Source organism: Pseudomonas sp. W17 (assembly GCF_040268305.1).
GTDB classification, from domain to species: domain Bacteria; phylum Pseudomonadota; class Gammaproteobacteria; order Pseudomonadales; family Pseudomonadaceae; genus Aquipseudomonas; species Aquipseudomonas protegens.
Map to the genome: position 1 here is coordinate 4,582,735 of NZ_CP158490.1, position 23,631 is coordinate 4,606,365.

36 protein-coding genes are annotated in these 23,631 nt (G+C 59.4%); 25 read left to right on the forward strand and 11 right to left on the reverse strand.

Annotated features, from left to right (window positions below):
* The first annotated feature begins 3 nt into the window (after positions 1-3).
* The 4 genes from ABCR88_RS20970 to ABCR88_RS20985 are packed head-to-tail and all read left to right on the forward strand — an operon-like array spanning position 4 to position 1,358.
* A complete protein-coding gene (locus ABCR88_RS20970; protein WP_350403412.1) occupies positions 4-387 on the forward strand; it encodes a helix-turn-helix transcriptional regulator in 384 nt (127 codons plus the stop codon).
* A gap of 31 nt (positions 388-418) precedes the next feature.
* A complete protein-coding gene (locus tag ABCR88_RS20975; RefSeq protein WP_350403415.1) occupies positions 419-703 on the forward strand; it encodes a hypothetical protein in 285 nt (94 codons plus the stop codon).
* Entirely contained in the window at positions 700-1,014 is a 315-nt protein-coding gene (locus tag ABCR88_RS20980; protein WP_232644193.1) for a hypothetical protein, read from the forward strand. The genes ABCR88_RS20975 and ABCR88_RS20980 overlap by 4 nt, the downstream gene beginning before the upstream one ends.
* Positions 1,011-1,358, forward strand: coding sequence for a hypothetical protein (locus ABCR88_RS20985; protein ID WP_350403417.1), 348 nt, complete (start codon positions 1,011-1,013; stop codon positions 1,356-1,358). Before ABCR88_RS20980 ends, ABCR88_RS20985 begins: the two co-directional genes overlap by 4 nt.
* Here ABCR88_RS20985 and ABCR88_RS20990 read toward each other — a convergent pair.
* Positions 1,348-1,572, reverse strand: coding sequence for a hypothetical protein (locus tag ABCR88_RS20990; protein WP_232644191.1), 225 nt, complete (start codon positions 1,570-1,572; stop codon positions 1,348-1,350). The genes ABCR88_RS20985 and ABCR88_RS20990 overlap by 11 nt on opposite strands.
* Positions 1,573-1,684: 112 nt before the next feature.
* Between ABCR88_RS20990 and ABCR88_RS20995 the strand changes: the two genes are divergently transcribed.
* The 5 genes from ABCR88_RS20995 to ABCR88_RS21015 all read left to right on the forward strand — a co-directional run bounded on the left by ABCR88_RS20995 (position 1,685) and on the right by ABCR88_RS21015 (position 5,082).
* The gene (locus ABCR88_RS20995; protein ID WP_350403419.1) at positions 1,685-2,377 is read left to right on the forward strand and encodes a hypothetical protein; all 693 of its coding nucleotides are present in this window, start codon (positions 1,685-1,687) and stop codon (positions 2,375-2,377) included.
* 88 nt (positions 2,378-2,465) lie between these two features.
* A complete protein-coding gene (locus tag ABCR88_RS21000) occupies positions 2,466-3,248 on the forward strand; it encodes a DUF2786 domain-containing protein (RefSeq protein WP_350403421.1) in 783 nt (260 codons plus the stop codon).
* A 148-nt stretch (positions 3,249-3,396) separates the two neighbouring features.
* On the forward strand, positions 3,397-3,645 hold the full coding sequence (locus tag ABCR88_RS21005; protein ID WP_232644188.1) for a hypothetical protein: 249 nt from the start codon (positions 3,397-3,399) through the stop codon (positions 3,643-3,645).
* A 14-nt stretch (positions 3,646-3,659) separates the two neighbouring features.
* Entirely contained in the window at positions 3,660-4,127 is a 468-nt protein-coding gene (locus tag ABCR88_RS21010) for a hypothetical protein (protein WP_350403424.1), read from the forward strand.
* Complete coding sequence (locus ABCR88_RS21015) at positions 4,120-5,082, forward strand: hypothetical protein (RefSeq protein WP_350403426.1); 963 nt, start codon at positions 4,120-4,122, stop codon at positions 5,080-5,082. The genes ABCR88_RS21010 and ABCR88_RS21015 overlap by 8 nt, the downstream gene beginning before the upstream one ends.
* Before the next feature lie 2 nt (positions 5,083-5,084).
* Here the strand turns inward: ABCR88_RS21015 and ABCR88_RS21020 are convergent, their stop codons facing one another.
* Entirely contained in the window at positions 5,085-5,315 is a 231-nt protein-coding gene (locus tag ABCR88_RS21020) for a hypothetical protein (RefSeq protein ID WP_232512052.1), read from the reverse strand.
* A 151-nt stretch (positions 5,316-5,466) separates the two neighbouring features.
* Between ABCR88_RS21020 and ABCR88_RS21025 the strand changes: the two genes are divergently transcribed.
* The 11 genes from ABCR88_RS21025 (at position 5,467) to ABCR88_RS21075 (ending at position 12,074) form a co-directional block, all read left to right on the forward strand.
* Positions 5,467-5,796 (forward strand): hypothetical protein, encoded by a 330-nt coding sequence (locus ABCR88_RS21025; RefSeq protein WP_350403429.1) that lies wholly within the window; start codon positions 5,467-5,469, stop codon positions 5,794-5,796.
* 52 nt (positions 5,797-5,848) lie between these two features.
* Positions 5,849-6,250: a hypothetical protein gene (locus tag ABCR88_RS21030; RefSeq protein ID WP_350403431.1), complete on the forward strand. Its 402-nt coding sequence runs from the start codon at positions 5,849-5,851 to the stop codon at positions 6,248-6,250.
* Positions 6,251-6,363: 113 nt separating this feature from the next.
* Positions 6,364-6,744, forward strand: coding sequence for a hypothetical protein (locus ABCR88_RS21035; RefSeq protein WP_350403434.1), 381 nt, complete (start codon positions 6,364-6,366; stop codon positions 6,742-6,744).
* A gap of 37 nt (positions 6,745-6,781) precedes the next feature.
* On the forward strand, positions 6,782-7,024 hold the full coding sequence (locus ABCR88_RS21040) for a DUF4224 domain-containing protein (protein WP_350403435.1): 243 nt from the start codon (positions 6,782-6,784) through the stop codon (positions 7,022-7,024).
* Position 7,025: 1 nt separating this feature from the next.
* Positions 7,026-8,075 (forward strand): tyrosine-type recombinase/integrase, encoded by a 1,050-nt coding sequence (locus ABCR88_RS21045; RefSeq protein ID WP_350403436.1) that lies wholly within the window; start codon positions 7,026-7,028, stop codon positions 8,073-8,075.
* Between the two features lie 606 nt (positions 8,076-8,681).
* Entirely contained in the window at positions 8,682-8,876 is a 195-nt protein-coding gene (locus ABCR88_RS21050; protein ID WP_253278705.1) for a hypothetical protein, read from the forward strand.
* A gap of 85 nt (positions 8,877-8,961) precedes the next feature.
* Positions 8,962-9,255, forward strand: coding sequence for an IS3 family transposase (locus ABCR88_RS21055; protein WP_033974343.1), 294 nt, complete (start codon positions 8,962-8,964; stop codon positions 9,253-9,255).
* Positions 9,252-10,118: an IS3 family transposase gene (locus tag ABCR88_RS21060; protein WP_041118966.1), complete on the forward strand. Its 867-nt coding sequence runs from the start codon at positions 9,252-9,254 to the stop codon at positions 10,116-10,118. The genes ABCR88_RS21055 and ABCR88_RS21060 overlap by 4 nt, the downstream gene beginning before the upstream one ends.
* Positions 10,119-10,828: 710 nt before the next feature.
* A complete protein-coding gene (locus ABCR88_RS21065) occupies positions 10,829-11,014 on the forward strand; it encodes an ATP-binding protein (RefSeq protein ID WP_077934458.1) in 186 nt (61 codons plus the stop codon).
* A 39-nt stretch (positions 11,015-11,053) separates the two neighbouring features.
* On the forward strand, positions 11,054-11,656 hold the full coding sequence (locus ABCR88_RS21070) for a hypothetical protein (protein ID WP_350022929.1): 603 nt from the start codon (positions 11,054-11,056) through the stop codon (positions 11,654-11,656).
* The gene (locus ABCR88_RS21075) at positions 11,637-12,074 is read left to right on the forward strand and encodes a hypothetical protein (protein ID WP_350022930.1); all 438 of its coding nucleotides are present in this window, start codon (positions 11,637-11,639) and stop codon (positions 12,072-12,074) included. The genes ABCR88_RS21070 and ABCR88_RS21075 overlap by 20 nt, the downstream gene beginning before the upstream one ends.
* Positions 12,075-12,457: 383 nt before the next feature.
* Here ABCR88_RS21075 and ABCR88_RS21080 read toward each other — a convergent pair whose 3' ends face one another.
* Together ABCR88_RS21080 and ABCR88_RS21085 are read right to left on the reverse strand one after the other, a co-directional pair.
* Positions 12,458-12,976 (reverse strand): lysis system i-spanin subunit Rz, encoded by a 519-nt coding sequence (locus tag ABCR88_RS21080; RefSeq protein ID WP_320334819.1) that lies wholly within the window; start codon positions 12,974-12,976, stop codon positions 12,458-12,460.
* Positions 12,973-13,482 carry a glycoside hydrolase family 19 protein gene (locus ABCR88_RS21085; protein ID WP_350022931.1) on the reverse strand — a complete coding sequence of 170 codons (510 nt, stop codon included), beginning with the start codon at positions 13,480-13,482 and terminating at the stop codon, positions 12,973-12,975. Before ABCR88_RS21085 ends, ABCR88_RS21080 begins: the two co-directional genes overlap by 4 nt.
* Before the next feature lie 96 nt (positions 13,483-13,578).
* Between ABCR88_RS21085 and ABCR88_RS21090 the strand changes: the two genes are divergently transcribed.
* On the forward strand, positions 13,579-14,355 hold the full coding sequence (locus tag ABCR88_RS21090; protein ID WP_350022932.1) for a hypothetical protein: 777 nt from the start codon (positions 13,579-13,581) through the stop codon (positions 14,353-14,355).
* Positions 14,356-14,358: 3 nt separating this feature from the next.
* Here ABCR88_RS21090 and ABCR88_RS21095 read toward each other — a convergent pair whose 3' ends face one another.
* Complete coding sequence (locus ABCR88_RS21095; protein ID WP_011062090.1) at positions 14,359-15,015, reverse strand: HD domain-containing protein; 657 nt, start codon at positions 15,013-15,015, stop codon at positions 14,359-14,361.
* Between the two features lie 543 nt (positions 15,016-15,558).
* Here ABCR88_RS21095 and ABCR88_RS21100 point away from each other — a divergent pair.
* A complete protein-coding gene (locus ABCR88_RS21100; protein WP_325984969.1) occupies positions 15,559-15,759 on the forward strand; it encodes a hypothetical protein in 201 nt (66 codons plus the stop codon).
* A gap of 198 nt (positions 15,760-15,957) precedes the next feature.
* Positions 15,958-16,515 carry a UDP-4-amino-4,6-dideoxy-N-acetyl-beta-L-altrosamine N-acetyltransferase gene (gene pseH / locus ABCR88_RS21105; RefSeq protein WP_350403445.1) on the forward strand — a complete coding sequence of 186 codons (558 nt, stop codon included), beginning with the start codon at positions 15,958-15,960 and terminating at the stop codon, positions 16,513-16,515.
* Positions 16,516-16,630: 115 nt separating this feature from the next.
* On the opposite strand, the gene ABCR88_RS21110 is transcribed toward pseH, so the two are convergent.
* Both ABCR88_RS21110 and ABCR88_RS21115 read right to left on the reverse strand, forming a co-directional pair.
* The gene (locus ABCR88_RS21110) at positions 16,631-17,467 is read right to left on the reverse strand and encodes a bifunctional allantoicase/(S)-ureidoglycine aminohydrolase (protein WP_011062092.1); all 837 of its coding nucleotides are present in this window, start codon (positions 17,465-17,467) and stop codon (positions 16,631-16,633) included.
* Positions 17,468-17,653: 186 nt separating this feature from the next.
* On the reverse strand, positions 17,654-18,538 hold the full coding sequence (locus tag ABCR88_RS21115) for a LysR family transcriptional regulator (protein ID WP_041118976.1): 885 nt from the start codon (positions 18,536-18,538) through the stop codon (positions 17,654-17,656).
* A 223-nt stretch (positions 18,539-18,761) separates the two neighbouring features.
* Here ABCR88_RS21115 and ABCR88_RS21120 point away from each other — a divergent pair, with 223 nt between their 5' ends.
* The gene (locus ABCR88_RS21120; protein ID WP_041118977.1) at positions 18,762-18,956 is read left to right on the forward strand and encodes a hypothetical protein; all 195 of its coding nucleotides are present in this window, start codon (positions 18,762-18,764) and stop codon (positions 18,954-18,956) included.
* Between the two features lie 79 nt (positions 18,957-19,035).
* Here ABCR88_RS21120 and ykgO read toward each other — a convergent pair whose 3' ends face one another.
* Positions 19,036-19,185 (reverse strand): type B 50S ribosomal protein L36, encoded by a 150-nt coding sequence (ykgO, locus tag ABCR88_RS21125; protein ID WP_011062095.1) that lies wholly within the window; start codon positions 19,183-19,185, stop codon positions 19,036-19,038.
* Positions 19,186-19,352: 167 nt separating this feature from the next.
* Between ykgO and ABCR88_RS21130 the strand changes: the two genes are divergently transcribed.
* A complete protein-coding gene (locus ABCR88_RS21130) occupies positions 19,353-19,562 on the forward strand; it encodes a hypothetical protein (RefSeq protein ID WP_041118978.1) in 210 nt (69 codons plus the stop codon).
* Between the two features lie 103 nt (positions 19,563-19,665).
* Here the strand turns inward: ABCR88_RS21130 and ABCR88_RS21135 are convergent, their stop codons facing one another.
* From ABCR88_RS21135 to ABCR88_RS21145, 3 genes are all read right to left on the reverse strand, one after another.
* Positions 19,666-20,898 carry a TPM domain-containing protein gene (locus ABCR88_RS21135; RefSeq protein WP_337154951.1) on the reverse strand — a complete coding sequence of 411 codons (1,233 nt, stop codon included), beginning with the start codon at positions 20,896-20,898 and terminating at the stop codon, positions 19,666-19,668.
* 156 nt (positions 20,899-21,054) lie between these two features.
* A complete protein-coding gene (locus tag ABCR88_RS21140) occupies positions 21,055-22,461 on the reverse strand; it encodes an aldehyde dehydrogenase family protein (RefSeq protein WP_325984971.1) in 1,407 nt (468 codons plus the stop codon).
* Between the two features lie 10 nt (positions 22,462-22,471).
* Positions 22,472-23,515, reverse strand: a complete 1,044-nt coding sequence (locus ABCR88_RS21145) for a homoserine dehydrogenase (protein ID WP_041118981.1) — start codon at positions 23,513-23,515, stop codon at positions 22,472-22,474.
* Positions 23,516-23,631: the final 116 nt, after the last annotated feature.

Here is a 23,631-nt window from a genome sequence, read left to right on the forward strand (position 1 = left end):
ATCATGGAAACGATCACTAGCGGCCCCTGGATGGGCCGGCTTGGATGCGGGCTCGCACCGCGTGAGCTGGAGTGCGTCCTAGATGTCGCCCAGGGCATGACCTCAAAGCAGATTGCTCGCCGCTTCGGCATCAGTGAAGGCGGCGTAGAGAAACGCATCGCTGCAGCCATGTTCAAGCTCGACGTGCCTCGCAGGGCGGCATTGGTCGCCGAGGCAATGCGGCGGCAAATCATCAGCCCGCTGTGCATCGCTCTTGCCGGCCTGATCGCAATACACGCAGTGATCGGCGGCGACGATCCAATGCGCCGCGACCGCCGAGCCCCGGAGCGCCGAACGGCATCAGTTCGGATCGTGCGTAAAGCTGAATCCATCGAGTACCACGTTTAACCCCTACCTGATTCCCATCGAGGAACTACCCATGCACCCATCTATGCAATCCCGCGTTGAATGCATGAGCGCTATGCGCGTTCGAGCTGCAGTGGCCACTGCCGAGTTCTACAGCATGATCAATAAGCCCGCGCCTGAGCGCTCTGTACGGTTTCAGGTCGTGAACAAAGGTGTCGATGCGTATCACGTCATCGAGATTGCAACGGGGCGCGTGAAAGGCTTCCGCTTCAGCTACAAGGCTGCGATCAACCTGGCGCAGGTACTTGAGGCTCGGGTGGATGGCGTGAAGGTCTTGATAGAGGGCTGGGGGAAATGATCGGGCAGCCTCAACAGAGTCCGCGCGATGCAATCATCGACGACCTGAATCGCAAGCTGGATCAGTTCTTTGGCTCTGGCGGGACGGTTCAGGAAGTCGCCCAGGGTGCGACAGGGGAAAGGTTCGGCTTTGGCGCTACAGGGCATCAGGGCAGGCTTCGGGCAGAACGCGCAAGGCTTGCTCCGGCAGTTCGCGAGCAGGCAGACAAGGGGCTCAACCCGACAGAGATCGGCACGGCATTGTCGATGCGCGCGCAGCGCGTCCTGATGATCGCTACCGAGAACAACATAGAGATCAGGGGAAGGCCGTGAAGGCGGAGAAGACTGGCGCGGCGAAGCATTCAGCCGACTACCGCGACCGCAAGAAAGCCGAGGCGGATCGCCTGGGCATCGAAAAGATGCATTTCGATATGCCAGCAGGAATTCGCAAGCAGCTTGCGGCAGAGATGGCCTCACACGGATACAGCCAGATCCAGGAGCTATGGCAGGGCCTGGCGATGTCTTGGATTGCGCAAGATCCAGATGAGCGAGCGCGTCGACTGCTTAAGCCTGACGCGCCAGCTTTTCGCATATCACCAAGGCTTGCGCGCCAGCTCGAGGACGCCAGTCAGGCCGAGCTGAAGCGCGATCCAGGCGACGAGGCTCTCAGGCCCTAAGCTTCAGCCTGGCAAGAGCCTCTGCATGCGCTTCGCTAATCTCCCGGATGGCATCACTTACATGCGGGTGATCGACAACACGAAGAGCATTACCGCCAAGTAGCAATGCCGTGGCGCGGTCAACGAGATTCTTCTCGTCCAGGCCGTCGAACTTCGCGGCACCGATAACCGCAACCAGCGCTTGCTCCAGAGCAACCTCGCGATTTGTAGCCATACATGCTCCTTGATCCGGCCCCATGCCGGTCACTCGTAATACCCCATCCAACCCCAAATTGCCACCATGCCGCCACCAGCACGGAGGGCGGCACATGCCCAGGAGAACCACAATGCAACTCGACATCAATATCGAACGGATCGTAGCCGATTCAGTAGCCGCCGCGCTGAGTCCAGAAAAGCTGCAGCCGATCATCCAGAGCAACGTGGAGGACATGGTGAAGCGCGCCATCGAATCCCAGTTCAACTACCGTTCGAAGTTCAAGGAGCTGCTCGAGGAGAAGTTGGCGGGCGCAATGCCGACCGATATCAAGGATGTTGGCCGCTTCGGTGACTTGGTAGTGAAGACAGTCTCGGGCATGCTCAGCGACATGCAAAACCAGGCGGTAAAGCAGGCCATCCAAGAGCGCTTAGCTGAAATGATGAAGCCGCTCCCGCAAAGCATGACCTTGACCGAACTGCTGAACACCATCACGAAAGGCCTCGGTGAAACCGACGAAAGTCGAGGAGAAGATCGCCCCACGATCATCATCGAAACCACAGAGGGTGTCTGCGCTGGGTACTGGCACCTGTACGTCGATGCCGAAGAGCGCACATCGAAATACTCGTGCGCCATTCAGATGGACTTCGATAAAGAAGGCAAGTGCTACAGCCTCAAGATCAATGATTACGACCCTTCGAAGACCCTCTTCCTAGGCTGTAAATATGGCCTCGAAGCCCTTCTGCTGAACCTCTACACCGGCGGCGTGAAAGTCCAGTACCAGGAAGTCGACGTCTACGACTTCTACTACGGCAGCGAAGACTGACCCTCCGGCGCTACCCGTAAGCGCCCACCCCTCCCCATCGATCACTCCAGCCAGGCCACGGCCATCGGCTGCCTGTAGGAATGACAACATGACCGAACAACAGCAAGACGAAAGCAAGCTCGAACGGGTCATCCGCAAGATTAAGCGCTGCCTGGCGCTCTCCCAGAGCTCGAACGAGAACGAGGCGGCCACGGCCATGCGCCAAGCACAGTCGCTGATGCGCGAGTACCGCCTGACCGAAATGGATGTGCGCCTCAGTGATGTAGGGGAAGTCGAATCGGAGATGTCCAGGGCCAAGCGGAGGCCAACTTGGGACAGACATCTCAGCTCGATCATTGGCCAGGCCTTCGGCGTTCGACCTTTCTCTCGCCGGAACTGGTGTAGCGCTACCGGTCGCATCGTGGACCGAGCACTGTTCGTGGGTGTAAATCCAGGCCCGGAAATCGCGATGTATGCCTACGAAACGCTTCTGGCCAAGCTTACCCAGGCCCGACGCGAGTATGTGGCCAGGGTGCGGGCTGGCAAGCAGCGCAGCGCCTATTCGCCTGAAACCGCAGGTGATCACTTTGCGCTCGCGTGGGTTTCCGCCGTGCACGGCAAGATTCACGAATTGGTTCCTCGCGGCGAGGAGGATCTGGCCCTGCCTCAGCATTCCAATGGGCGGGACCTGGTAGCAGTCGAGGCTCAGAGCAAGGCCCTGGTTGATCGGTACCTGGCGAGCAAGGAGATCGGCAAAGCACGGAAAGTACGCGAAGTGGAGCTCGATCTAAACGCGCAGATCGAGGGGTTGCTGGCGGGCCAGCGTGTGGAGCTGAACGCCGGCCTTGCTTCGGGCGGCCAGGATGTTCTGCAGCTTGGAAAGACTGGATGAGGACTGACCATGAGCACATTTGCAGTCTTCGGCATGACAGCCGGTGTAGCGCTGGCTGAGGCCAGGAAGATCACCAAGACCACCAAGCCAAGCGGGAAGCCTGGCGCCCCCCCCCCTGGAACTGACACTCGCTGAGTGGAACGAGGCCGTGGAAAAGCAGGCTGCAGCCATATTCGACGGCGAGAAGGTAAAGCAGCTCAGCCAGCTGTTCGATGCGCCTCAGTACGCGCAGCAGTTCATTGACCTGGCACGGAAAGCAGGACCATGCCGAGATCTGCGGATCAGGGCAAAGGCCGTGCTGACAGATGCTGAGGGTAAGCCAGTGATAAATCCCAAGACCAAGGCACCTATGGTCGGCTGGGCTGACTGGCATCCATCAACCGCGAAAGTCGCTTAGCGCAAGGACTCCCCATGCCCACAGAAACTCAACACCTGGAGCAGCGAGTAGCTGCCCTTCAGTCAGATCTGAACGAAAGAGATCAACGCACCGACGATCTGCAGTTCCAGCTCAAGGACCGCGAGGGTTCGCGCCGGGACTGGTTCGAGGAGGCGCAGAGGCTGCAAGCGCAGCTGGCCGAGCGGGATGCGCTGCTGACGGAGGTGATCGGAGACGTTCACTTTGTCATTGCCAGCGATGTACGCCAAAGAATCGAAGCCGCCCTATGCGCCAGCGCGGTGCCAAGCGCGCCGGTTGAGCGCGACGAGCGGGCGGAGTTTGAGGCGTGGGCTCGAACTGGGATTGATCCTCTCGTAGATGGAGATTTCCGCTGGGTGGATTCCACGCAAGCATATTACTGGGCTTCAACTCGATCTATGTGGGCGTCCTGGCAAGCCCGCGCCGCCCTGGACAAATCCACCGAGGGCGCGAGCTATGAGTAACGAAATGATCAGCGTGCCGCGTGACCTCGCTGTTGATCTTCTGGATGGCCTGCGCATAACCCAGGAGCGTGCACGCAAAGAGCTGCGCGCCCTTCTCGCCAAGCCTGCCGAGCAGCGCCAGGGCAATGCCGTAGCAGCCGAGGTATGCGCCTACACGCCAGGAATGGGGCAGGTTGAGCTTAAACTGCCGGGCAATCTGCCTTCATGGATGGAGCTGGGCGAAACGGTAACCGTGCTGCATGGCAATGCTCAGCCCCTGGGCGAGCGATTCACCTACAGCTCCAAGCAAGCCACCAATTGTGCTGGATGTGGCCTGCGTAAGCACACCCCGCTCCGTGTTGACGACATGGGTGGTTATGTTTGCCTGACCTGTATCGATAACAAACTGAACGAGCTTCTGGCAGCTGAGCAGAACCAGGGCGAGCCGGTGGCGTATCTCTGCAAGGCCGAAGGTGCGAAGTGGCTGCAATACGGAAGTGAAATTGGAGATCCATGGAAGCCTGGAGAGGTTGAGGTTACTCCTCTCTACACCCGCCCAGCCGAGCAGCCCGCGCCGGTTGCATTCCCTGGATACCCACCAGTGCCGGAGGATCGCCAGTTGCCCGCGCCGGTTGCGGACAGCACAACCAGCGACAAGTACAAGACCGAGCTGTACGACGAAGTGTGGCAACTGGCCCGCGACCTGGGCTTTGGCAACGTCACTGATGCGCTGATGAAGCTGAAGAAGCAGCCCGCGCCGGTTGCGGCGGTGCACCCTTTCGCACAAAAGGTGATCCGCAAGCTGCAACGCTTCCAAGAGTGCGCCGAGGACTTCGAATCAGGGGGTGTAGATATTGGCCGTCATTGGCTCGACCTTCTAACCCAGCTAGGTCTTCTCAATCGCGTACAGCGCAGCCCTGCGCTTTGGGAGATAACACAACAGGGCGAAGACTGCCTCAACCCTCCCCAGCAGTAACCCTACGGCAACTGGCTGTTGATCCAGCGCTCAGCTGCAGCAATAGCTTCCTCCAGAGCAGCTTGGTAGCTCTCCCATGGGCCCTGAAGCTCTGCTGCAACATCTCCAAGGCCCGCAACGTCGCCCACCTGGATGACTCGCGCAGCTGCAGGAGCTTCGTCGTTCGGCCGCTCCCATTCAAACTTGATGAAAACCGTATATCCACGGTGCTCGTATGCAATCGGAGTATCCATGCTGTGCGGCACATCAGCTCCTTTACTGGAACAAAGTTGAACGGCTTTTTACACCTGTCAGCTTAGCCCGCTCAATCAAGGCAAGTTGCCACCACCCCCCCCCCCGACCCCCACATTCAAGTCAGCCGCTATAGCGGCCAAGGACGAAGTCATGCCTGAAGAAATCAAACTGATCCAACCAGCGCCGGTCGTGCGCGACGAATACGGAATGTTCCAGCACCCCCAACTGCCCGACTTCGACGAGGGCGACGGCGAGAAGTGCAAGGCCTGGGTCGCACAGCATGGCCTGCAGCTCGTCATGATCAGTCTGGAGAACGACGCACCGGAAGAGATCGCAGATCGCTACTTCCAGTCCGATGAGCCGCACTGCGGTTACTGGGAGCCGAGCAAGCCTGAAGGCGATGGCTGGTTCTGCCTGGCCATCCACGACACTGACGACGGCCCGGTCTGCTGGTGGGCGCGTCGGGAGGTGCAGCCATGATCCTCCCCGCCCTGCTCTACCTCGCATGGAACATCTACACGGGGCCAAGGCCATGAAAGCTCGCGTCGAGAAGAAGCTAAGCAAGCGCCTGGTAGGTCTTTACCCAGGGCTTTACGGGAAGGCATGGCGTGATGATGAGCCGTCAGAACTGGCATATGAACAACGTTCGAGTGTACGGCACGTCCTGAGCGTCGGCGGCGGGTTGGACTACTGGGGCGAAGGCCAGGACGCTTACACCTGCTGGGCCGACTGGGCAATGAACTGGCCGTGGCATGGTCCGTTCGAAGCATATCCCGAGGGGCACCAGCACCAGTTCTTCCCAAACACTGAAGGCTTCAAACCGACTACGCGGAACCTTCTGGCGCTGGCCGCTGAATGCGAGCACCTGAGTCGGAAGGCCAAACAGGAGTCCGCCCGGCCCGGGAGCAGTCAGCCGGCAGTAGGCAAGACATAGACCGGGCGAACACAGAGACAGTGCCACGGCGCAATGCCGGCGGCGATAAGACAAACCCTAAACACCCCACTCAACAATCGGAGCCTGCCGGCGATGGCGGGCGAGGAATCCCTATGCCCGAAATCAAATGCGAATACGGCCACACCCAGAGCATCGGGACCGATGCCTGGGTCGCCACCCTAACCCTGGACCAGATGCGCTACGCCCGTGACCAAATGGCTGAGAAGATCAAGGCTGCCGAGGCCCAGCCAAAACGCACCGTGTGGCGGGCAAGCAACGGCACCATCTGCGAGGGGAATTATCGCGAGGAGGACTTCGAGAAAGCAGTTGACCACCTGCTGCGGATCTATAAAGGCGAATTCATGAAGGCCGCACCGGACTGGATCAAAAAGCCGTTCGGCTATCTGGTATTCGAGCGCCAGTTGCCGAGCCTGGCCCCGGAGCTGGTTACCCAGTTCGAATACGACACCGAATGGTTCCCCGCCGAGCCCTAACCCACCTTCTGCCGCCACGCGCGGCGCGGAGAACCCCATGGAAACCGAGATCCTTTCGGACGAGGAGTTGGCCGACCTGACTGGCTACAAGCTCAGGGGCTGGCAACGTCGCTGGCTCGTTGATCGTGGCTGGACTTTTGTCGAGAGCCGCAGCGGTCGCCCCTTGGTTGGGCGGCAGTACGTTCGCATGAAACTGGGCACACCTCTGGAAGTCGTCCAGCTCACACCACCCCCGCCGACCACCCCAACGTGGATACCTGACGTCTCAAAGGTGAGGTGATATGCGCCCCCGCAAAACGCAAAATCGGAATCTGCCACCGCGCATGTATGTGCGGCAGCGCACGCGAAAGAATGGAAAGGTTTGGGTCAGCTATTACTACCTGGACCCCAAAGGAAAGGAGGTCACGCTTGGCAGCGATTTGAGCCTGGCGCGCCTGAAGTGGGCAGAGCTGGAAGCAAAGGACAAGCCGCAGGATCTGTGCCTTATGCGGGCCATCTTCGACCGATACGAGCGAGACATCATCCCGAAGAAGGGAGAGCGAACCCAGAAGGACAACCGCGCAGAGCTGCGCCAACTCAGACCCTACTTTGACGACGCCCCCATTGATGCGATCACCCCCTCCCAGATCGCACAGTACCGGGACGCGCGCAGCGCAAAGGTTAGGGCAAACAGGGAGATTGCCACCCTCTCTCACGTCTTCAACATTGCGCGGGAGTGGGGGCTGACCGCCCGGGAGAATCCGTGCCAAGGCATTCGCAAGAACAAGGAGACCCCGCGAGACTTCTATGCAAATGACGTAGTGTGGGAGGCGGTCTACAAGAAGGCTGTCCAGGAGCTGAAGGTCGCAATGGACCTCGCGTACCTGAGCGGCCAGCGGCCCGCAGACGTGCTTTTGATGAGGAAGGATGACATCGATGGAACGGCGCTAGGGGTCGTGCAGAACAAGACCCATAAAAAGCTCAGGATCATGCTGGAGGTGGAGGGGAAAGAGACGGGGCTCGGAGCTCTTGTGCAGAGCATTCTCCGGCGAAACGAGAGCCACAGCTCGCCGTATCTCATCCTGACCGAGGAAGGCAGGCGAGTTACCACAACCATGCTGCGCAGGCGTTGGGACGACGCTCGCGATGAGGCGGCAAAAGCTGCTGAGGCGGATGGCGATATGATTCTTGCGAGCCGAATTCGTCAGTTTCAGTTCCGCGATATCCGCCCCAAAGCAGCCTCCGAAATCACGAACGTGGAAGATGCGAGCCTGTTGCTGGGTCATACCAAAGGCGACATAACGGAGCGCGTTTACCGTCGCATCGGGGCTCTCGCAAAGCCCACAAAATAGCCGAAAAAGAGTTCCAAAACTGGAAGCTGGGGCCTTGTAGATCAAGGCCTGTAGCCGCCCTATTTCGAAGCGGTATTAGGACGCGAAACAGCTTTAAAGGCCCGAATTCTCTAGACTTGTTGGTCGGTCTTGAAAACCGCCGACTGTAACAGGTCCTAGAGTTCGAATCTCTACGCCTCCGCCAAATCTCAACGAGAAAGCCCTGATTTTTCAGGGCTTTTTTGTGTCTGCTGCTCACGGGCGCTTACCGTCACCATCTGACCGTTTCCGCATCATTTCTTTAGTTTCCGCAACTACCCCCCTACGGCACCTTGCCGACAGAATGCCAAAACCTGTGGCCCGACCTGGATGCTGTCCTGTATTTTCCTAACCTCAGGATGACCGATTCTTGCCACACACCATGGCCTGCAGTTACTGGACGGGAGTAATTGCTGCATCGCCCCGATGATGGATTGGGCGTAGCAGTCAACCGGCGCCCTGGCCAGACGGGCTAATCCTCTACAAGTTCTTCGCTTTGTAGCAATGTCTAAGCAAGCTGTAATTGCTACCTGACACGGGCACTGCCGGTTCTATGCTTGTACTAATTCTCGAAAGGAGTCGATCACCGTGACCTGCGAATACTCACTGACGAATGTGCTGGAAAGGATTTACCACAATCAACTGGCCTTGGAAGCGGCAGTGATGGAGCTAACTCTGTGGGCTGAGCGGCAAAACGCTGCCGGGGTGGGCGAGACCGCCCGTGGGGCGCTTCACACGATTGGCGAAAACGCAGGTTACATCAACAAGGCCTGGCTCGACTAAAGGGATTGGACCTCACCTGACTGGTCTGTCCCGAGCTGAGTGGACACTGACTTAAGGTGGACAATGTCCACCGCAAGGAGTGTTCATGACCCAGACCAGACGACGTTTTCCCGAATCCTTCAAACGCGAGGCGGTAGACCAGGTACTTGCCGGCACGCCGCTTCGTCATGTAGCCGAGACGCTCGGCATCGCTGAAAGCCTGCTGGGCAAATGGAAGCGCCAGTACGAGCAGCAAGGTGACGATGCCTTTCCGGGCAACGGCAAGCAGCGTGGTGAGAGCGCGGAGTTGCGTCGTCTACGCCAGCAACTGGCTCAGGTCACCATGGAGCGCGATGTTTTAAAAAAGGCGCTCGCCATCTTCTCGCAGCCCACGAAGTGAAGTTCCGCGCCATCGAGGCGTTGGCTGGTCGCTATCCCATAGCGCCAATGTGCCGGCTGCTGCGGGTATCCCGCAGCGGCTTCTATGCCTGGCAGCAGCGGCCACCTTCGGCGAGAGAGATGGCGAATCTGCGTCTGAGCAAGGAGATCCGCACCATTCACCACGAGGTGAATGGGATCTATGGCCATCGCCGAATCAAGGCCGAGTTGGCGGCCATGGGGCATGCTTGTGGTCGACACCGGGTTGCTCGACTGATGCGCGAAGCCGGTCTGCGCGTTCGCTCGCGCAAGCGCTGGCGGCTGGTTTCCAGCAGTCGTCATACTCTGCCGATTGCCCCGAACCACCTGGATCGCCAGTTCGCCTCGGATCGCGCCAATCGGCACTGGGTCTCGGACATGACCTACGTGCGGACGGCCCAAGGTTGGCTGTATCTGGCAGTCGTGCTCGATCTCTATTCACGAGCCGTCGTCGGTTGGGCGATGCACCACCGCATGCAGCAGGCCTTGGTACACGCCGCACTGGAGATGGCCATTGCACGCCGACAGCCGAAAGAAGAAGTGCTGCTGCACTCGGATCGAGGCAGCCAATACTGCGCGTACGACTACCAGGCCTTACTTCGACGACATCGAATCGTGCCCAGCCATTCACGTCCCGGGAACTGCTGGGACAACGCCGCGATGGAGAGCTTCTTCCGTTCGCTGAAGGCTGAGCGGGTGTACCTGACGCGCTATGCCAGCTACCACGAGGCGAAAACCGACCTGTTCGACTACATCCGCTTTTACAATAACCGTCGCCGCCACTCGACGCTGGGCTATCTCAGCCCGATGGAGTTTGAGCGGCGCTATGCGAGCAGTAACTCTTAACTACCTGTCCACCAGCTCCGGGACAGACCAATTCGTAATAAGTTCAGCGTCTCGCAGGGCCTGCGTGTAGCAGATTGCATTATGGTAGGCGCGAACACCAGAAGCCCAGTCGCTCGATTTATGTACTGAGTTCAACCGCAAAAGCCAGGCTGTTTGGACTCTGCGCTCGGCAAACCGGGCTGATCGCTAATCGTTAATACGCTGATGCCTGGCATGCCCCAATCCCCCAAATTAAGCGCTGCTTATACGCTTACCAGCACGACCGATACCAGTAGCCAAATGTAGGGGGCATGGTTACCACGACCACTAAAAAGGCCCACATCCCTGCCAGGTGAGGGGCCTTTTTTTGAACCGTCGAAACCAACATCCCCTAGACGAGCAGGCCAGTCCCACCTCGGCTGGCTTTCGCCTAATCAACCCTTGTTCGCAATAACCCTCTTTGCCAAGGTTGATCAACAGGGACATCTCTTCCAACGGAACTCAACTGCTCCGTTTGTGCGTGGTGGGTGTTTCACCAAACCTTGAAGTCCTTTCCAGGGTTTCTTCAAGCGCTCGAACTAGTACATTTGTGCTAGTTGACTCCCCCCCTCCTACGGGGATCATAGTCCCGACTAGTGCTGCCATTCTGAGATTTCAGTCAATCGGACATTTCGACTAGTCGCGCAGTATCATAAGGGACGTTTGGCTGGGTAGTTTAACGCTCGAAGTTGATGATAATCGATGAAATGTGTTATTTACTTTTTGATTGTAACGAAGCTAATTTGCTTCTTAATTTAGTCGCCAGACGCTACGAGCATGGCAGCGTGTGCTGGCCAGCAAATATCACTGACTCGAGATACTCAGTTGAGAAATTCTATTTTTTAGCGTGCTTGTTTGGCTTGATTAATTTAATGTAAATGGATAACAAATTCATATTCAAGGAGGCACGACACAGCATGCCAGAGTTTTTGAAATTAAATAAATACGTCATACCAATTACTTTACTACTTGCTGCCTCCACTTCAGCGATAGCTGACAAAGCGAACCCCATTGGCGATTGGTGGCGTGTCTATAGCATAGGCACGGGCAAAAACAACATAGTGTTTGTCGCTGATCTCACGTCCATGACGCCACGGAGTCAAGCGGCGGGTGGGCTTCAGTCAGTAGACGTAAACCAAGTCTTCGCTGACCCATCCAAGCCATTGGCGGATGTCTATTCAGTTGAAGTCCAGTGCTCCAAGCACAGAGCCCGCTTTCTTAAAGGAACATCAATAGAACGAACGAGCTACGCACGCCGGGATTTGAAAGTCTCCAATGAGTGGCATACGTTGGATGACAAGGCGCTTTTATATACATTTGCCTTTGTATGTAATCCCCAAGATCGAGTCTTCAACGGCATGTTGTCACTGGGTAAATTTGATCAGATGAAAATGCTCGGGATCATCACGGAGGTACAAGCACCGCCGAAGAGCCCAATGGAAGAGCTGGATGAAATGTTAAACAACAAAAACCCTGAAAAGTCCAGGCAAGGTAAACTCCATGATATATCAATGGATTAAAACGTTTTCTTTAATGCTAGCAGTGTCAGGCATAATGGTAAGCAGCGGCTGTTCCTTAATTGCTCAAAGTCGTTGGGAAGGTCGCGATGCCCAAGAGGCGCTGAATCTGTTTGGCAGGCCCGATACGATGAAAGCAACTCAAGATCCTGATGCAGGTACACTTGTCGTAATGACGTGGTACAAATCCTCTCAGTGGTCGACAACTGAGGCAGCCGGAACATCCATGACACAAGGCAGTAATGGTTTGACCCATACCGAGTATTACGAGAACGTCGGTCATAGCTCCGACTGCAAGATTGAAGCAACGGTGAACAAAGCAAAAAAAATAGTGCTTTTCAAAATTCAGAATGGAGAAGTATTTCATGGCAAGTGCCAAAATATTCCTTATGTTCCCGGTTATATCCCCCCAGGCTTTTAGCATCTTCTATAAGTACTGAAGGGATAACTGATTAGGGGATTCACGGCAGTTATTTTTTCGAAACAGTCCCTCAGACCGCCTAATATTACACCCTCGGATTTTTCCCTAATCCTAATAATGGTCTGAAGGGACGCTCCAAAGTTTTGCCCAGTTTTGAAACGAAAACACCAAGACCCGACAACTGCAACATTTTCAGTTTATTGACGTTGGGTCAACGACTCATGCCTCCCTTGCTTTGCTCCTTGGGCTGAAGAGTTGAATGAACAAATGCTGCTGATGAAGGCACTCAAGAAAAATCCAGGATCCTCCAAACTCGTTGCCTAGGTTAATTTTAGACGTAAACAATAATAAGCCCGGACTATCGCCGGGCCTCTTCATTCTGACTACTCTTTGCTCGCTTGCAGCCCCCGCACATACTCCTGACACGCAGCCAACGCGATCAGTCCCTGGTCACCGTCTCCGGCGATGGCGATAATTCGTTGAGCATGCGCTGGGTCAAGTTCGGCTCGCGCTTCTCCATGATCCACGCCCGCGCCGCCGGTGTCGGCTGGCAGCCCACCGCCACCACCCGGGGCGGCGAGTAGGACTGACAGCCGCACATCAGCAGTAGCCAGCCGGTCACGCAGGCGAGCCTGCTCGGTTTGAGCATTTCGCAGGTCCTTGTAGTGGGTTTCGTCATTCACCTGCAGCCGATCCTCCAGCGCTCGGCGCTCAACCTGCTGGCGTTCCTGCCAATCGATCACCGCCACCGCCGCCTGCTCGCGAGAGCGCTGATTCGCCTCGGCCTGGGCGGCCAGTTGCTCGCCGTAGCGGTTGGCTTGCCAGGCCCAAGCAGCCCAGGCGCCGAGGGCAAGCCCCAGTACCAGAGCGCCAATCAGTCCACGTGCACCCAGCGCGCTCACGACAGCACCTTCAGCGCACGCTTATACAGCGCCTCGCGGTCGGACAAGCCATTGGTGCCGCCGTTGATACGGCGAGTGATAGTGAGAAAGTCACCCTGGTCGGCCAGGGTATTGAGGCCTGCCCGCTGCCAATACCAACCGGCCGACATCGAGGCACACACCGGGTGCTCAAGCAACTCCGGGGTGTTGAGCAATCGCGCATCACCAAACAGAGCCTCGCTGCAAGCCGCATAGTTGGCCCGGCCGGTGACCTGAATTAGCCCCCTGCCCCGATACTTCTGGCCGTCGCCATCCGCTTCGGGAGTGTTGCCCAGGCGCTTGGCCAAGGTCCCGGTGTCGTACTTGCTCAAGTACTGGTCGCTGCCCAGCTCGCGAACCCACTGCAACTGGCCTGACTCGTGGCCGATCTGGGCGATAAACGCCGCGATACGCAGCCGGGTGACGATGGCGTACTTGCGCAATGACACAAAGGAGGTTGAGCATATTTCGATGCAATGGAAACCCATTACTGACGAGCACCGCATGAGTCATGCTCTACAAGCTTAGGCGTCGGGCCAGTTCAGCCCGCACTCAAGCACGCACTTCACTTAAGGATGAGCAGCATGAACGATGATTTGAAGCAGTCAGGCTCTACTACGACCTCGCAGACCACCACATCGCTGGAACAGGTGAAAACCGGAAGGGTCTTGGATTTCACCTGGGCACCTAACGCCAACACCACGACCACCACCGTATCAGCGGACTTTGTCGACTACCGGGTCGATACAGCCCAAGGCAGCCCTACGGGGGACAGCCACTCCATAGCACGCTTTACCTATGTCCAGGGCAAAGGCGGCGGCCAGATCAGCCAGCTGTTTCTCGAGGAGATGCGTGCCGGTGTACGAGCCAACACCCAGATCGGGCTGATGGTGGGACGCAAATGGGTCATGGACCCCAACGGCGAAGTCTCGGGCAGCATCGGCACCTATGTGGTCGAACAATTCGATGACATGCGCGCCAGTGTCAATTATGTCGGCTCCTTCGCCCGCGTCTTCGCCGACCCCAGGATGGTCAGCTACCACGCTGGGGGCCATGTGCACCCCAATGTCTCGATCACCGGCAGCAGGCCCCTGACCATGGCGGATTCAGGTAAGTCGATCCTGGTCATTAGCGACACCGACGTCACGCTCACGATAGGTGACGATGTGACTGAAGGGTTCAAGGCCACTCTGATCCAGGCTGCAGCAGGCAAGATCAACATCGCGGTATCGAGCAGCCACATGATCTACAGCAACGCAGGGGGCCGCACGCGCACGCTCAATCCCCTGGATGAGCTGGAAGTCAGCACCTTTCCATTCGGCCCGGTGCTCCTGGCCTTCCGCGTCAGGCCTACGGCCTGACGATTAATCGGGAGCTCCGATCTCCTCCATGAATCCGTCCAGGAAATCCTTCAGGCGCGCATGCCTGACTGCCGCCAACCGCGCCCCTTCGACCGTCTGAAATCCCGAGGCAAGGGAGAGTAGCTTGGTGTGGAAGTGCTCAATGGTAAAACGCTTGTCTTGATAGGGCCTGCCGATGGCGGTGGGGTTTGTGATGTCGTACAGCGCAGAGCCCATTCGCCCAGCGATGTAGAAACAACGGGCGACTCCGATCATGCCGATGGCGTCCAGGCGGTCGCTGTCCTGAAGGATCCTGGCTTCCAGGGTGAGGGGTTCGACGCCTGCGGAGAAGCTATGAGCCTGGACCGCGTGGGCAACAAGCTCAATACGCGGGGCAGGCCAGCCCATGCGCTGCAGAATAGACGCTGCTTTATTGGCCGAAAGAGTGGATGCCTGCGATCGCAATGGCGAGTTTTTCTCGACGGCCACGCAATCGTGCAAGAGGGTTGCGGCAAGCAACGCCTCCAGGTCCCCACCTTCCTTGTCCTGCAGGCGCCGAACATTCATCCAGACCCGATGAATATGAGAAAGATCGTGAGAGCCGTCCGTGCTGTCCTCAGGCAGGAAAGCGAGCAAGTCGGACGCCAGGCTCTGGTAAGGAAAAAACGGTTCTTCAAGCATTTCGTGGCTCCATGGAAGTACTGATCCTGCAGCGTCGGCGAAACGACTCGAGCAGATATCTCGGCGCTATAGAGAATCGGCGGCTAAGCAGAGAAGTACTTGAGCCAATAAGCATCCCGGCATTCATTGCTGAAGCTGATGTGAGCAGGACGGATGATTTTGTCGAGAGGTTGGCGAACCACCTCATGGCAAATCCAGCCTGCGCGCAGGCTGCGTCGCTGGGAAACCGCCCTGCTCTGCTAGCCGCTTGATGAGTGCCCTATCATCGTCGGCGGTGACGGTGTCCCCCTGATCGAGCCGGCTTTCCTGACTCGCGTTGTCAAGTAGCGCGGTGCGAGGCGATGCAACTCCCAGGCTCGCACTGACGTAGCTGGCAAGGTGGTCCGAATGAACCATGGACTGTGTCCGCAGGCGGATAAGGACGACTGACAAGCACGCTGACGACGCGCTGGGACTTTACCGATAAGGCGAGCCAATCGACAACCCTGGCCAATGCCACACGCTGTATCCGTTGCTCACCTGTAGCAGGAACCTTTTTCCGGAATGGCAATCAGTGCTGCACGCTTTCCGATCAATCATTCAGTGGGCATCGGCATGATCTTGAGAAAAACGGCTCTATACATGGCCTTGGTAATGGCAGGCGTTCTTATCGGCTACAGCATCAAGCCCAGCAATGGGCTCCAGGTAACCGCAGGGCAACTTATAAGCTGCGGCAAGACCACCATTCCAACCATCGAGATGTGAGGGCAGCGCTACAGCGCTCCCTCCCTGATTACACCCAGCCCTCATATAAACCGGCACTGGCCGCCCAGGCCGATCCCACGAACCTCCAGCACCTCCCGACACCTGCAGCAAGCTTGCTGGCCGAATAATCTCTAGTCTGAAAGAATCTTCGCGCCTGAAGATCGCACCTCAGGCTCGCCTCCAATCCAGGACCCTCCCATGCAGCTCATTCCTTTGCTTGCTAGCAGCCCCACCGTTCAAGCTCAAGTGCGCGCGCTGCGCAACCAGCAGGAGGTGCGCAAGTACATGTACACCTCCCATGAAATCAGCGAACAGGAACATGCAAACTGGCTGAGCAGCCTTCAAGGCAACCGGCGTCAGGAGGTGTTTGTCGCGGTCGACGCCGGGCAAGCCTTGGGGGTCGTGTCCCTGAATGCCATCAATGCCCTGCAGAAAACTGCCGACTGGGCGTTCTACCTGGACGCCGAGCTTCAAGGCAAAGGCCTGGGCAGTCTCATGGAGTTCTGGTTGCTCGACTATGCCTTCAATCAAGCCGCTCTGGACAAACTCAACTGCGAGGTGCTCGCAAGCAACACAGCGGTGATCAGGCTGCACCTGAAATTTGGCTTCGTACAGGAAGGCCTGCGGCGCCAGAACATTCTGAAAGACGGCGAGCGAATCGACGTAGTGCTGCTAGGCATTACTCGCCAGGAGTGGCAGGACAAGCGTCCGGCCCTTGAAAGTTTGATCGCGCGGCTCGGTCAGCGAGAGTCCTAGGCATAGGCAGCAACCGTGCCCCTCAGACAAAAGAAAACCGGCGAATGATCGCCGGTTCCTGTCACTCGCCGTTCAGCAGTGGGGAGGCCAGAACGGCCCCTGCACTGCCGTCGGATCAATGCGCTGCGTTGAGGGTCAGGCGCATCTGGCGGTTCACATCCTTGTACAGCAGGTAGCGGAAACGACCCGGGCCGCCGGAGTAGCAGGCCTGTGGGCAGAAGGCGCGCAGCCACATGAAGTCACCGGCCTCGACCTCGACCCAATCCTGGTTCAGGCGATACACCGCCTTGCCTTCCAGGACGTACAGGCCGTGCTCCATGACATGGGTCTCGGCGAACGGAATCACGCCGCCCGGCTCGAAGTTGACGATGTTGACGTGCATGTCATGGCGCATGTCGCTCATGTCGACAAAACGCGTGGTGCTCCAGCGGCCTTCGGTATCGGGCATGACCCGCGGCTCGATGTCCTGCTCGTTGGTGACGAAAGCGTCCGGGTATGGCACGCCATCGACTTTCTGGTAGTGCTTGCGGATCCAGTGGAAACGCGCCTCGGTGCCGCTGGTGTTGCGCAGCTTCCAGTCGGCAGCCGGTGGGATAAAGGCATAGCCGCCGGGCTTGAGGACATGCACCTGGCCTTGCAGGGTCAGGTTGACCTCGCCTTCGACGACGAACAGTACCGCTTCGGCGTTGGGGTCCTGCTCGGGCTTGTCGCTACCGCCATTGGCGCCGACTTCAACGATGTACTGGGAAAAGGTTTCGGCGAAACCCGACAGCGGACGAGCGATGACCCACATGCGCATGTTGTCCCAGTGCGGCAGGTGGCTGGTGACGATGTCGCGCATCACGCCCTTGGGGATCACGGCGTAGGCTTCGGTGAACATTGCGCGGTCGGTGAGCAGTTCGGTCTGTGCCGGGTGCCCGCCGTGAGGCGCGTAATAGGTGGTTTTGGACATGGAGACTCTCCTCATTGTTGTTTTGCTGCCCCGCGCGGCAACGCCGCCAGGGTGAACAAACCTGCGGGTCGACGCGCCAGGGAAGCGGCGCGGACCGCTGCTGGCCACCACGATATCCAGCGTTACGCACATGCACAAATTAAATACTGAAATCCGCCATATTCATTTATCGAATGCCGCGCGACTTCAGCCCTGAGTGTCCTGGGCCAGCACCCGCGACAAGACTCGCGCTAGCTCCTTGACCATGGGATCTGCCGCCGGGCGGTGCAGCAACGCCACCTCGAACACGTCCACCGACGGCAGCCCGGTGCTTTTGGACAGGACCTGGTGGCCAGCCGTGACCGCACGCAATGGCAGCAGGCCTATGCCCATGCCATCGGCAATGGCCGACTGCAGGCCGCTGAGGCTGGAGCTGGTGAAGCTGATATGCCAGCGCCGGCCCACCGCTTCCAGAGCATTGATCATGGCATCGCGGTACACCCCGCGCGGCGGGAAGGTAACGATAGGCAGCGGGTCAAGATCGATGCAGGGGTTTTTCGCGCTATCCACCCATCGGGTCTTCTCCGGCCAGCAGGCCAGTGCCTCGCGGCTGTTGCGCAGTTGCTTGAGCACCACCAGGTCCAGTTCGCCACGGTCATAACTGGCGTTGAGGTCGCGACTCATGCCGCTGGTGACCTCCAGCTTGACCTGGGGATAGCGCCGGTTGAACGCAGCCAGTTGCTCGGTGGTGCGGCCGGCAGCGAAGTCGTCCGGCACGCCGATACGCACCGTCAGCACCACCGTGGCCCCGGACAGCGCCTCGAACATTTCATCGTTCAGTGCCAGCAGGCGCCGGGCATACCCCAGCAGAGTCTCGCCGACATCGGTGGGCAACACATCGCGATTGCCGCGCTCAAGCAGGCGCTGCCCGACCATCTCCTCCAGGCGGCGGATCTTCTGGCTGATGGTGGATTGGGTCGAATGCAGGCGGGTGGCGGCCGTGGTGAAACTGCCGCAGTCGGCCACCGTGACAATGGCCCGCAGCAAGTCAAGGTCGAACAGGCGGCTATTGGGTTTCTCAATGTCGCTCATGCTGGTATCTGTTTTCTGAATGCGTTGCGCCTTTCTACCGGGTCTGGCCCGAGGACACAATTGCCCCCGCGGCGCTGAGCAGCCCCGTGCCAAGGCGGCATCCAGCAAGCACGGCAGGTATTTTTTCCGGGCCCGCCTGATTGGCAATGTGTATCAGCATGTAACGGCGTAGGATGAGGCTCCGGTTCGCTCTATCCCTGACCCTGCTCTGGAGATGCTGAAAATGAAGTTGAACTGCCTCAAGGTGTTGCTGATCGGCGCCACCCTACTACTGGGCGCCTGCTCCAGCGCGACCACCCACCCCTGCTATTCGGACAAGTGCCGGCTTGGCGGTGGCGTGGGCAATCTGAATCTCAACGGCAACAGCGCATTGGGCAACAGCTTCAACGAGTACGGCTCGACCCTGCTGCACGACTGAAAAACCTGCCCCCATGCCTGGGTGCTGTCGGGAGTGGCTCGCTCCAGCAGCGCCTTGTCACTCCCGACCGCCCCCGTACTCACCCCTTGTTCCGGTTCTTCGCCCCGCCCTGGCGAGCCTTGAAGCGCGGATTGGATTTGCAAATCACATAGATGCGACCGCGACGCTTGACGATCTGACAGTCGCGGTGACGATTCTTGGCTTCTTTGAGGGACGACAGGACTTTCATGGCAACGGCTTCCTTAAGATAAAAATAATGTAATAACATATCTTATTATCAGGTGAGAACAATTATCAACTGCAAGATTCATTCGCGCATGCCCGGCTATTCCTACTCAAGGTCCGCCACAAACAGTCGCTACCCTGGGTTCACCCCTCACTCACGGAAGCAGTGACATGGAAATCAACAATCGTCCTTTACCCCCACTGACCAGCGGCGGCACGCACGGCCCCATCACCCTCCCCGTTTCCGATACCCCGCCGCCGCCCATGACCGCCGAACAGAAAGAAGCCCTGGAACGGCTGCGCGACCAACTCAAGCAACCGGCCACCCCAGCGCCCTCGCTCACACCAGCAAAAACTTCATTGATCGACGAAGTGGTCTGATCCGCAACAGGCGGACACGGCCATGCCATGGCCGGTCCGCGCTATGAGCCAGTGCACGCCAGCAGGCAGGTCACCCGCAAAAAAATGTCCAGGCCACGCACTGTCACCAACTGCCGGAAGCCCCGCCGCCGCCACTGGAACCACCGCCACCGGAAAACCCGCCGCCCGAATCGGAATGGCCGCCACTGCGGCTGCCGCCTACGCCGCTCCAACGAAAGCGACGAGTATCGGCAAACAGGATGAAGCTCAGGCAATAGGCGAATGGCAGCACCCTCAGCCAGCGCTGAGCCACCTGCCAGGCGTCGACACCCAGCCCCAACAGCAGCACCAGGGTCAGCAGCACGCCCAGGCGCCAGAAGAAGCCCTTGCTGCTCTTGTGCCACTGGTTGCGCATCATCCAGTACAGCAGCCAATGGCCGCCCAGCACCAGCAGCCCCCCCGCCGGCCAGGCCAGGCCGTAGAGGAAAGTCAAACGACCCAGATACTGGCTGACCAGGGTCAGCAGGCCGATGTACAGCAGCAGCCCCAGCACCCCGTAGAACACCCGCCGCGCCTGCCACAGCCCGGCGAAGGTCGCACCGCCGATCAACATGCACAGCGGCACCAGGAACAACTGCGCCAGCCACTCATGGCCGCCCACGGCTCCCACCAGCACCGCCATCAGCGCCACTGCGCCCCCCAGCACCCGGCGCCAGTTCCAGCCGGCGGCCAGCATCACTCCCGCCACCGAGCCGAAAATGAACGCCAACAGCAAGGCATAGGCTTCCAGCGGCACCACCCGTTCCCCAGGCTCCGGCAGCCCCGCAGGCTCGGGCAACGAGCCCCCGTCCACCAGCAGGATCAGGTCGTCCAGGGCACGGTCGATACCGCCGGCAAAGTCGCCCTGACGAAAGGCCGGGGTCAGGTCCTGGGCGATGATCTGCCCGGCCAGCAGGTCGGTGACCACCGGCTCCAGGCCATAACCGACCTCGATCCGCACCTTGTGGTCGTTCTTCGCCACCAGCAGCAGGATGCCGTCGTCTACGCCCTTGCGCCCCAGCTTCCAGGCACGAAACAGCTGGTTGCCCAACGCCTCGATGCTCTGCTGGCCCAGGTTGGGCACCAGCATCACCGCGATCTGCGCGCCGCGGCGCTGCTCCAGCGCCTCCAGCTTGTGCACCATCCGCTCCTGGGTGGCGCTATCCAAGGTCGCGGTCAGGTCGATCACCCGCCGGTCCAAGGGCACCTTCACCAGCCCCGGCGGCGCCTCCTCGGCGTGCACCAGGGCCGGCAACAGCAGCCCGAGAAACAGCGCCAGCCACAGGCCACGCCCTTGTTGCAACCACACCTTGATCATCGGCCCGCTTCCCGCATCGTTCATCCTGAAGCGGCGAACTTTACCACTGCCCGTACCGCGACCGATTCACCGCACCTCACCGCCAGCAAAAAAACACCGGGCAGGTGACCAAACCTGCCCGGTGCCCGACGACCTGTCGTGTTGCTGCAGTCGACCTCAGCCCAGACTGTTGAGGCACACCACCTTGGGCTGGGTCATTTCCTCATAGGCGAAACGCACCCCTTCGCGGCCCAGGCTGCCGTACTTGAAGCCGCCAAAGGGCATGGCATCGAAACGATAATCGGAAGAGTCGTTGATCATCACCCCACCCGCCTCGATCCGCCGCGCAGCGTCCATGGCGGTGCGCAGGTCATTGGTGAAGACCCCTGCATGCAGGCTGTATTCGGGCTGATTGGCCAGAGCGATGGCCTGATCCAGATCGTCGAACGGTTGCAAGACCACCACTGGCGCAAAGACCTCGTCCTGCCACAGGCGACTGCCGTGGTCGACATTCTCCAGCACCGTGGCGGCGTAACAGGAACCCCGGCGCTGATGCCCACAGAGCAAACGCGCGCCCTGTTGCAGCGCTTCATCCACGACCTTCTGCGCGTTCTGCGCCGCCTGCAGGCTGATCATCGGCCCGATGTCCGTGCTGCTGGCCAGCGGGTCGCCACTGACCTGCTCCCGAGCCAGGCGCACAAAAGCCTCTCGAAACGCCTCATAGATCGAGGCCTGGACCAGCAGGCGCTGGGTGCCGATGCAGTTCTGCCCCGCCGCCCAGAAGGCCCCGGACACGCAGCTTTCCACCGTCGCCGCCAGGTCGCAGTCGGCCATCACGATCACCGGCGCATTGCCTCCCAGGTCCATGGCCAGCTTTTTCAACCCGGCGCTACGGGCGATCTGCTCGCCGGTGACAAAGCCGCCGGTGAACGACACCATGCGCACCTCACGGGCTTCCACCAGGGCCTTGCCCAGGTCCGCGCCACCGGTGGCCAGGGTCACCACCGAGGTCGGCAGGCCGGCATCGCGCAAGTAGTCCACCAGCTTGATCGCCGACAGCGGCGCCAGCTCAGAGGGCTTGAGAATCACCCCGTTGCCCCCGGCAATGGCCGGGCCCAGCTTGTGCGCCACCAGGTTCAGCGGATCGTTGTAAGGCGTGATCGCCAGGATCAGCCCCAAGGGCTCGCGCGAAAACCAACCCTGGCGGTTTTCCGAGCCTTCATAGGCATCGAATGGCAGCACCTCGCCGGCATTGCGCTTGGCCTCTTCGGCCGAGAGCTTAAGGGTGTTGACGCAGCGCTTGACCTCCTTCTGCGCCTGTTTCAGGGTCTTGCCCGCTTCATCGACGATCAGCCGGGCAAAATGCTCGGCGTCGCGCTCGATATTCAAGGCCGCCCGCTCCAGAATCCGTGCCCGCTGATGGCGCGGCAACGCGGCGCAGTCGTTCACGCCCTGGCGCGCCTGCTGCAACAGGTATGGCACGGCACAGGCGTCAAGGCGTGGCACGGTCCCGATCAGGCGACCATCGAAGGGGCTGCAGACGTCAATCGAATCGGCGACCGGCGCCAGACGTGACAGATTCATGGACAGGCTCCTAGCGGCTGGTGCGCGACTGGTGGATGTGGATGATGTCCGAGAGCAAGGCAAAGGCCGTCTCGATGCGCCCAGCGCCCGGCCCGGACACCGTCACCGCGCCCAGCAGTTCGGTGTTGAACGACACCGCGTTGATCGCCCCGCCAATACCCGCCAACGGATGAGCCAGGGGCAACAGCCGCGGCTCGACACTGGCCTGCAGCGAGCCATCGGCCAGGCGCCGGGCCGAACCGATCAGCTTCCAGCGCGCGCCCTCGGCCCGAGCCTGCTCAAGGTCCGCCGCCGTCAGGCCGGAGATGCCGCGGCAGCTGACGTCGCTGACGGTCAGCTGTGCACCGAGCAGTTCGTTGGCCAGGATCACCACCTTCAAGCGCACGTCAAAACCTTCGACATCCGCGCTCGGATCAGCCTCGGCGTACCCCAGGGCCTGGGCCTCGGCCACCGCCTCGGCAAAGCCCAGGCCGGCGTCCATGCGGGTCAGCACAAAGTTGGAGGTGCCATTGAGAATGCCCTCGAAACCCAGCAGCTCGCTGCCGGCCAGGGACTGCTTGGCCATGCGGATCACCGGGGTGCCGCTCATCACCGCGCCTTCGTACTCGAACGCCGCCTGATTGCGCTGGGCCAGGGCTTTGAGCTCGGCGCCGTGCAGGGCGATCGGTCCCTTGTTGGTGGTCACCACGTGCTTGCCCTGCTCCAGGGCCCAGCGGCAGAAGGTGCTGGCCGGCTCGCCGTCCACCGGATTGGTGAAGGTAGCCTCGGCGATGATGTCGGCGCCGGAGTCCTTGATCACCTGTTCGTTGAGCGCCTCCACCTGGCCGCCCGGCAGTTGCGCCAAGGCGCCCTTGGTTGCCGGCAGCTTGCTCAGCAGACCGGCATCCAGCCCCTGGGGAGCGACGATGGAGCCCAGGAACAGATCGCTGATGCCAACGATCTTCAAGCTGAAACCCAGTTGTTTTTTCCACGCCTGATTGCGCTCGGCAATCAGTTGCGCCAGGGCCCGATTGACCCCGCCGAAGCCCACCAGGGCGATGTTGTATTCAGTCATTTTTGTTGTGTTCCATCCGGGTTGAGAAGCTGATGGACACAAGGTTAGGGGCCGGGGCCGGGCAGTGAAATATGCCGTTTTGCTGTATTTGCTGAGCAATTTGCCCACGCCTGGAG

What these genes read in the sequence shown, in the direction of transcription:
- ABCR88_RS20980 (WP_232644193.1), top strand. Translation starts at nt 700, where the DNA reads ATGATCGGGCAGCCTCAACAGAGTCCGCGCGATGCAATCATCGACGAC.
- ABCR88_RS21140 (WP_325984971.1), bottom strand. Translation starts at nt 22,461, where the DNA reads ATGAATCTGTCACGTCTGGCGCCGGTCGCCGATTCGATTGACGTCTGC.
- ABCR88_RS21045 (WP_350403436.1), top strand. Translation starts at nt 7,026, where the DNA reads ATGCGCCCCCGCAAAACGCAAAATCGGAATCTGCCACCGCGCATGTAT.
- ABCR88_RS20995 (WP_350403419.1), top strand. Translation starts at nt 1,685, where the DNA reads ATGCAACTCGACATCAATATCGAACGGATCGTAGCCGATTCAGTAGCC.
- ABCR88_RS21065 (WP_077934458.1), top strand. Translation starts at nt 10,829, where the DNA reads ATGATAATCGATGAAATGTGTTATTTACTTTTTGATTGTAACGAAGCT.
- ABCR88_RS21090 (WP_350022932.1), top strand. Translation starts at nt 13,579, where the DNA reads ATGAACGATGATTTGAAGCAGTCAGGCTCTACTACGACCTCGCAGACC.
- ykgO (WP_011062095.1), bottom strand. Translation starts at nt 19,185, where the DNA reads ATGAAAGTCCTGTCGTCCCTCAAAGAAGCCAAGAATCGTCACCGCGAC.
- ABCR88_RS21145 (WP_041118981.1), bottom strand. Translation starts at nt 23,515, where the DNA reads ATGACTGAATACAACATCGCCCTGGTGGGCTTCGGCGGGGTCAATCGG.
- ABCR88_RS21010 (WP_350403424.1), top strand. Translation starts at nt 3,660, where the DNA reads ATGCCCACAGAAACTCAACACCTGGAGCAGCGAGTAGCTGCCCTTCAG.
- ABCR88_RS21000 (WP_350403421.1), top strand. Translation starts at nt 2,466, where the DNA reads ATGACCGAACAACAGCAAGACGAAAGCAAGCTCGAACGGGTCATCCGC.
- ABCR88_RS20990 (WP_232644191.1), bottom strand. Translation starts at nt 1,572, where the DNA reads ATGGCTACAAATCGCGAGGTTGCTCTGGAGCAAGCGCTGGTTGCGGTT.
- ABCR88_RS21110 (WP_011062092.1), bottom strand. Translation starts at nt 17,467, where the DNA reads ATGTCCAAAACCACCTATTACGCGCCTCACGGCGGGCACCCGGCACAG.
- ABCR88_RS21020 (WP_232512052.1), bottom strand. Translation starts at nt 5,315, where the DNA reads ATGGATACTCCGATTGCATACGAGCACCGTGGATATACGGTTTTCATC.
- ABCR88_RS21055 (WP_033974343.1), top strand. Translation starts at nt 8,962, where the DNA reads ATGACCCAGACCAGACGACGTTTTCCCGAATCCTTCAAACGCGAGGCG.
- ABCR88_RS21070 (WP_350022929.1), top strand. Translation starts at nt 11,054, where the DNA reads ATGCCAGAGTTTTTGAAATTAAATAAATACGTCATACCAATTACTTTA.
- ABCR88_RS21120 (WP_041118977.1), top strand. Translation starts at nt 18,762, where the DNA reads ATGAAGTTGAACTGCCTCAAGGTGTTGCTGATCGGCGCCACCCTACTA.
- ABCR88_RS21035 (WP_350403434.1), top strand. Translation starts at nt 6,364, where the DNA reads ATGCCCGAAATCAAATGCGAATACGGCCACACCCAGAGCATCGGGACC.
- ABCR88_RS21075 (WP_350022930.1), top strand. Translation starts at nt 11,637, where the DNA reads ATGATATATCAATGGATTAAAACGTTTTCTTTAATGCTAGCAGTGTCA.
- pseH (WP_350403445.1), top strand. Translation starts at nt 15,958, where the DNA reads ATGCAGCTCATTCCTTTGCTTGCTAGCAGCCCCACCGTTCAAGCTCAA.
- ABCR88_RS21040 (WP_350403435.1), top strand. Translation starts at nt 6,782, where the DNA reads ATGGAAACCGAGATCCTTTCGGACGAGGAGTTGGCCGACCTGACTGGC.
- ABCR88_RS21115 (WP_041118976.1), bottom strand. Translation starts at nt 18,538, where the DNA reads ATGAGCGACATTGAGAAACCCAATAGCCGCCTGTTCGACCTTGACTTG.
- ABCR88_RS21095 (WP_011062090.1), bottom strand. Translation starts at nt 15,015, where the DNA reads ATGCTTGAAGAACCGTTTTTTCCTTACCAGAGCCTGGCGTCCGACTTG.
- ABCR88_RS21130 (WP_041118978.1), top strand. Translation starts at nt 19,353, where the DNA reads ATGGAAATCAACAATCGTCCTTTACCCCCACTGACCAGCGGCGGCACG.
- ABCR88_RS21085 (WP_350022931.1), bottom strand. Translation starts at nt 13,482, where the DNA reads ATGGGTTTCCATTGCATCGAAATATGCTCAACCTCCTTTGTGTCATTG.
- ABCR88_RS21015 (WP_350403426.1), top strand. Translation starts at nt 4,120, where the DNA reads ATGAGTAACGAAATGATCAGCGTGCCGCGTGACCTCGCTGTTGATCTT.
- ABCR88_RS20970 (WP_350403412.1), top strand. Translation starts at nt 4, where the DNA reads ATGGAAACGATCACTAGCGGCCCCTGGATGGGCCGGCTTGGATGCGGG.
- ABCR88_RS20975 (WP_350403415.1), top strand. Translation starts at nt 419, where the DNA reads ATGCACCCATCTATGCAATCCCGCGTTGAATGCATGAGCGCTATGCGC.
- ABCR88_RS21030 (WP_350403431.1), top strand. Translation starts at nt 5,849, where the DNA reads ATGAAAGCTCGCGTCGAGAAGAAGCTAAGCAAGCGCCTGGTAGGTCTT.
- ABCR88_RS21025 (WP_350403429.1), top strand. Translation starts at nt 5,467, where the DNA reads ATGCCTGAAGAAATCAAACTGATCCAACCAGCGCCGGTCGTGCGCGAC.
- ABCR88_RS21100 (WP_325984969.1), top strand. Translation starts at nt 15,559, where the DNA reads ATGGCAATCAGTGCTGCACGCTTTCCGATCAATCATTCAGTGGGCATC.
- ABCR88_RS21135 (WP_337154951.1), bottom strand. Translation starts at nt 20,898, where the DNA reads ATGATCAAGGTGTGGTTGCAACAAGGGCGTGGCCTGTGGCTGGCGCTG.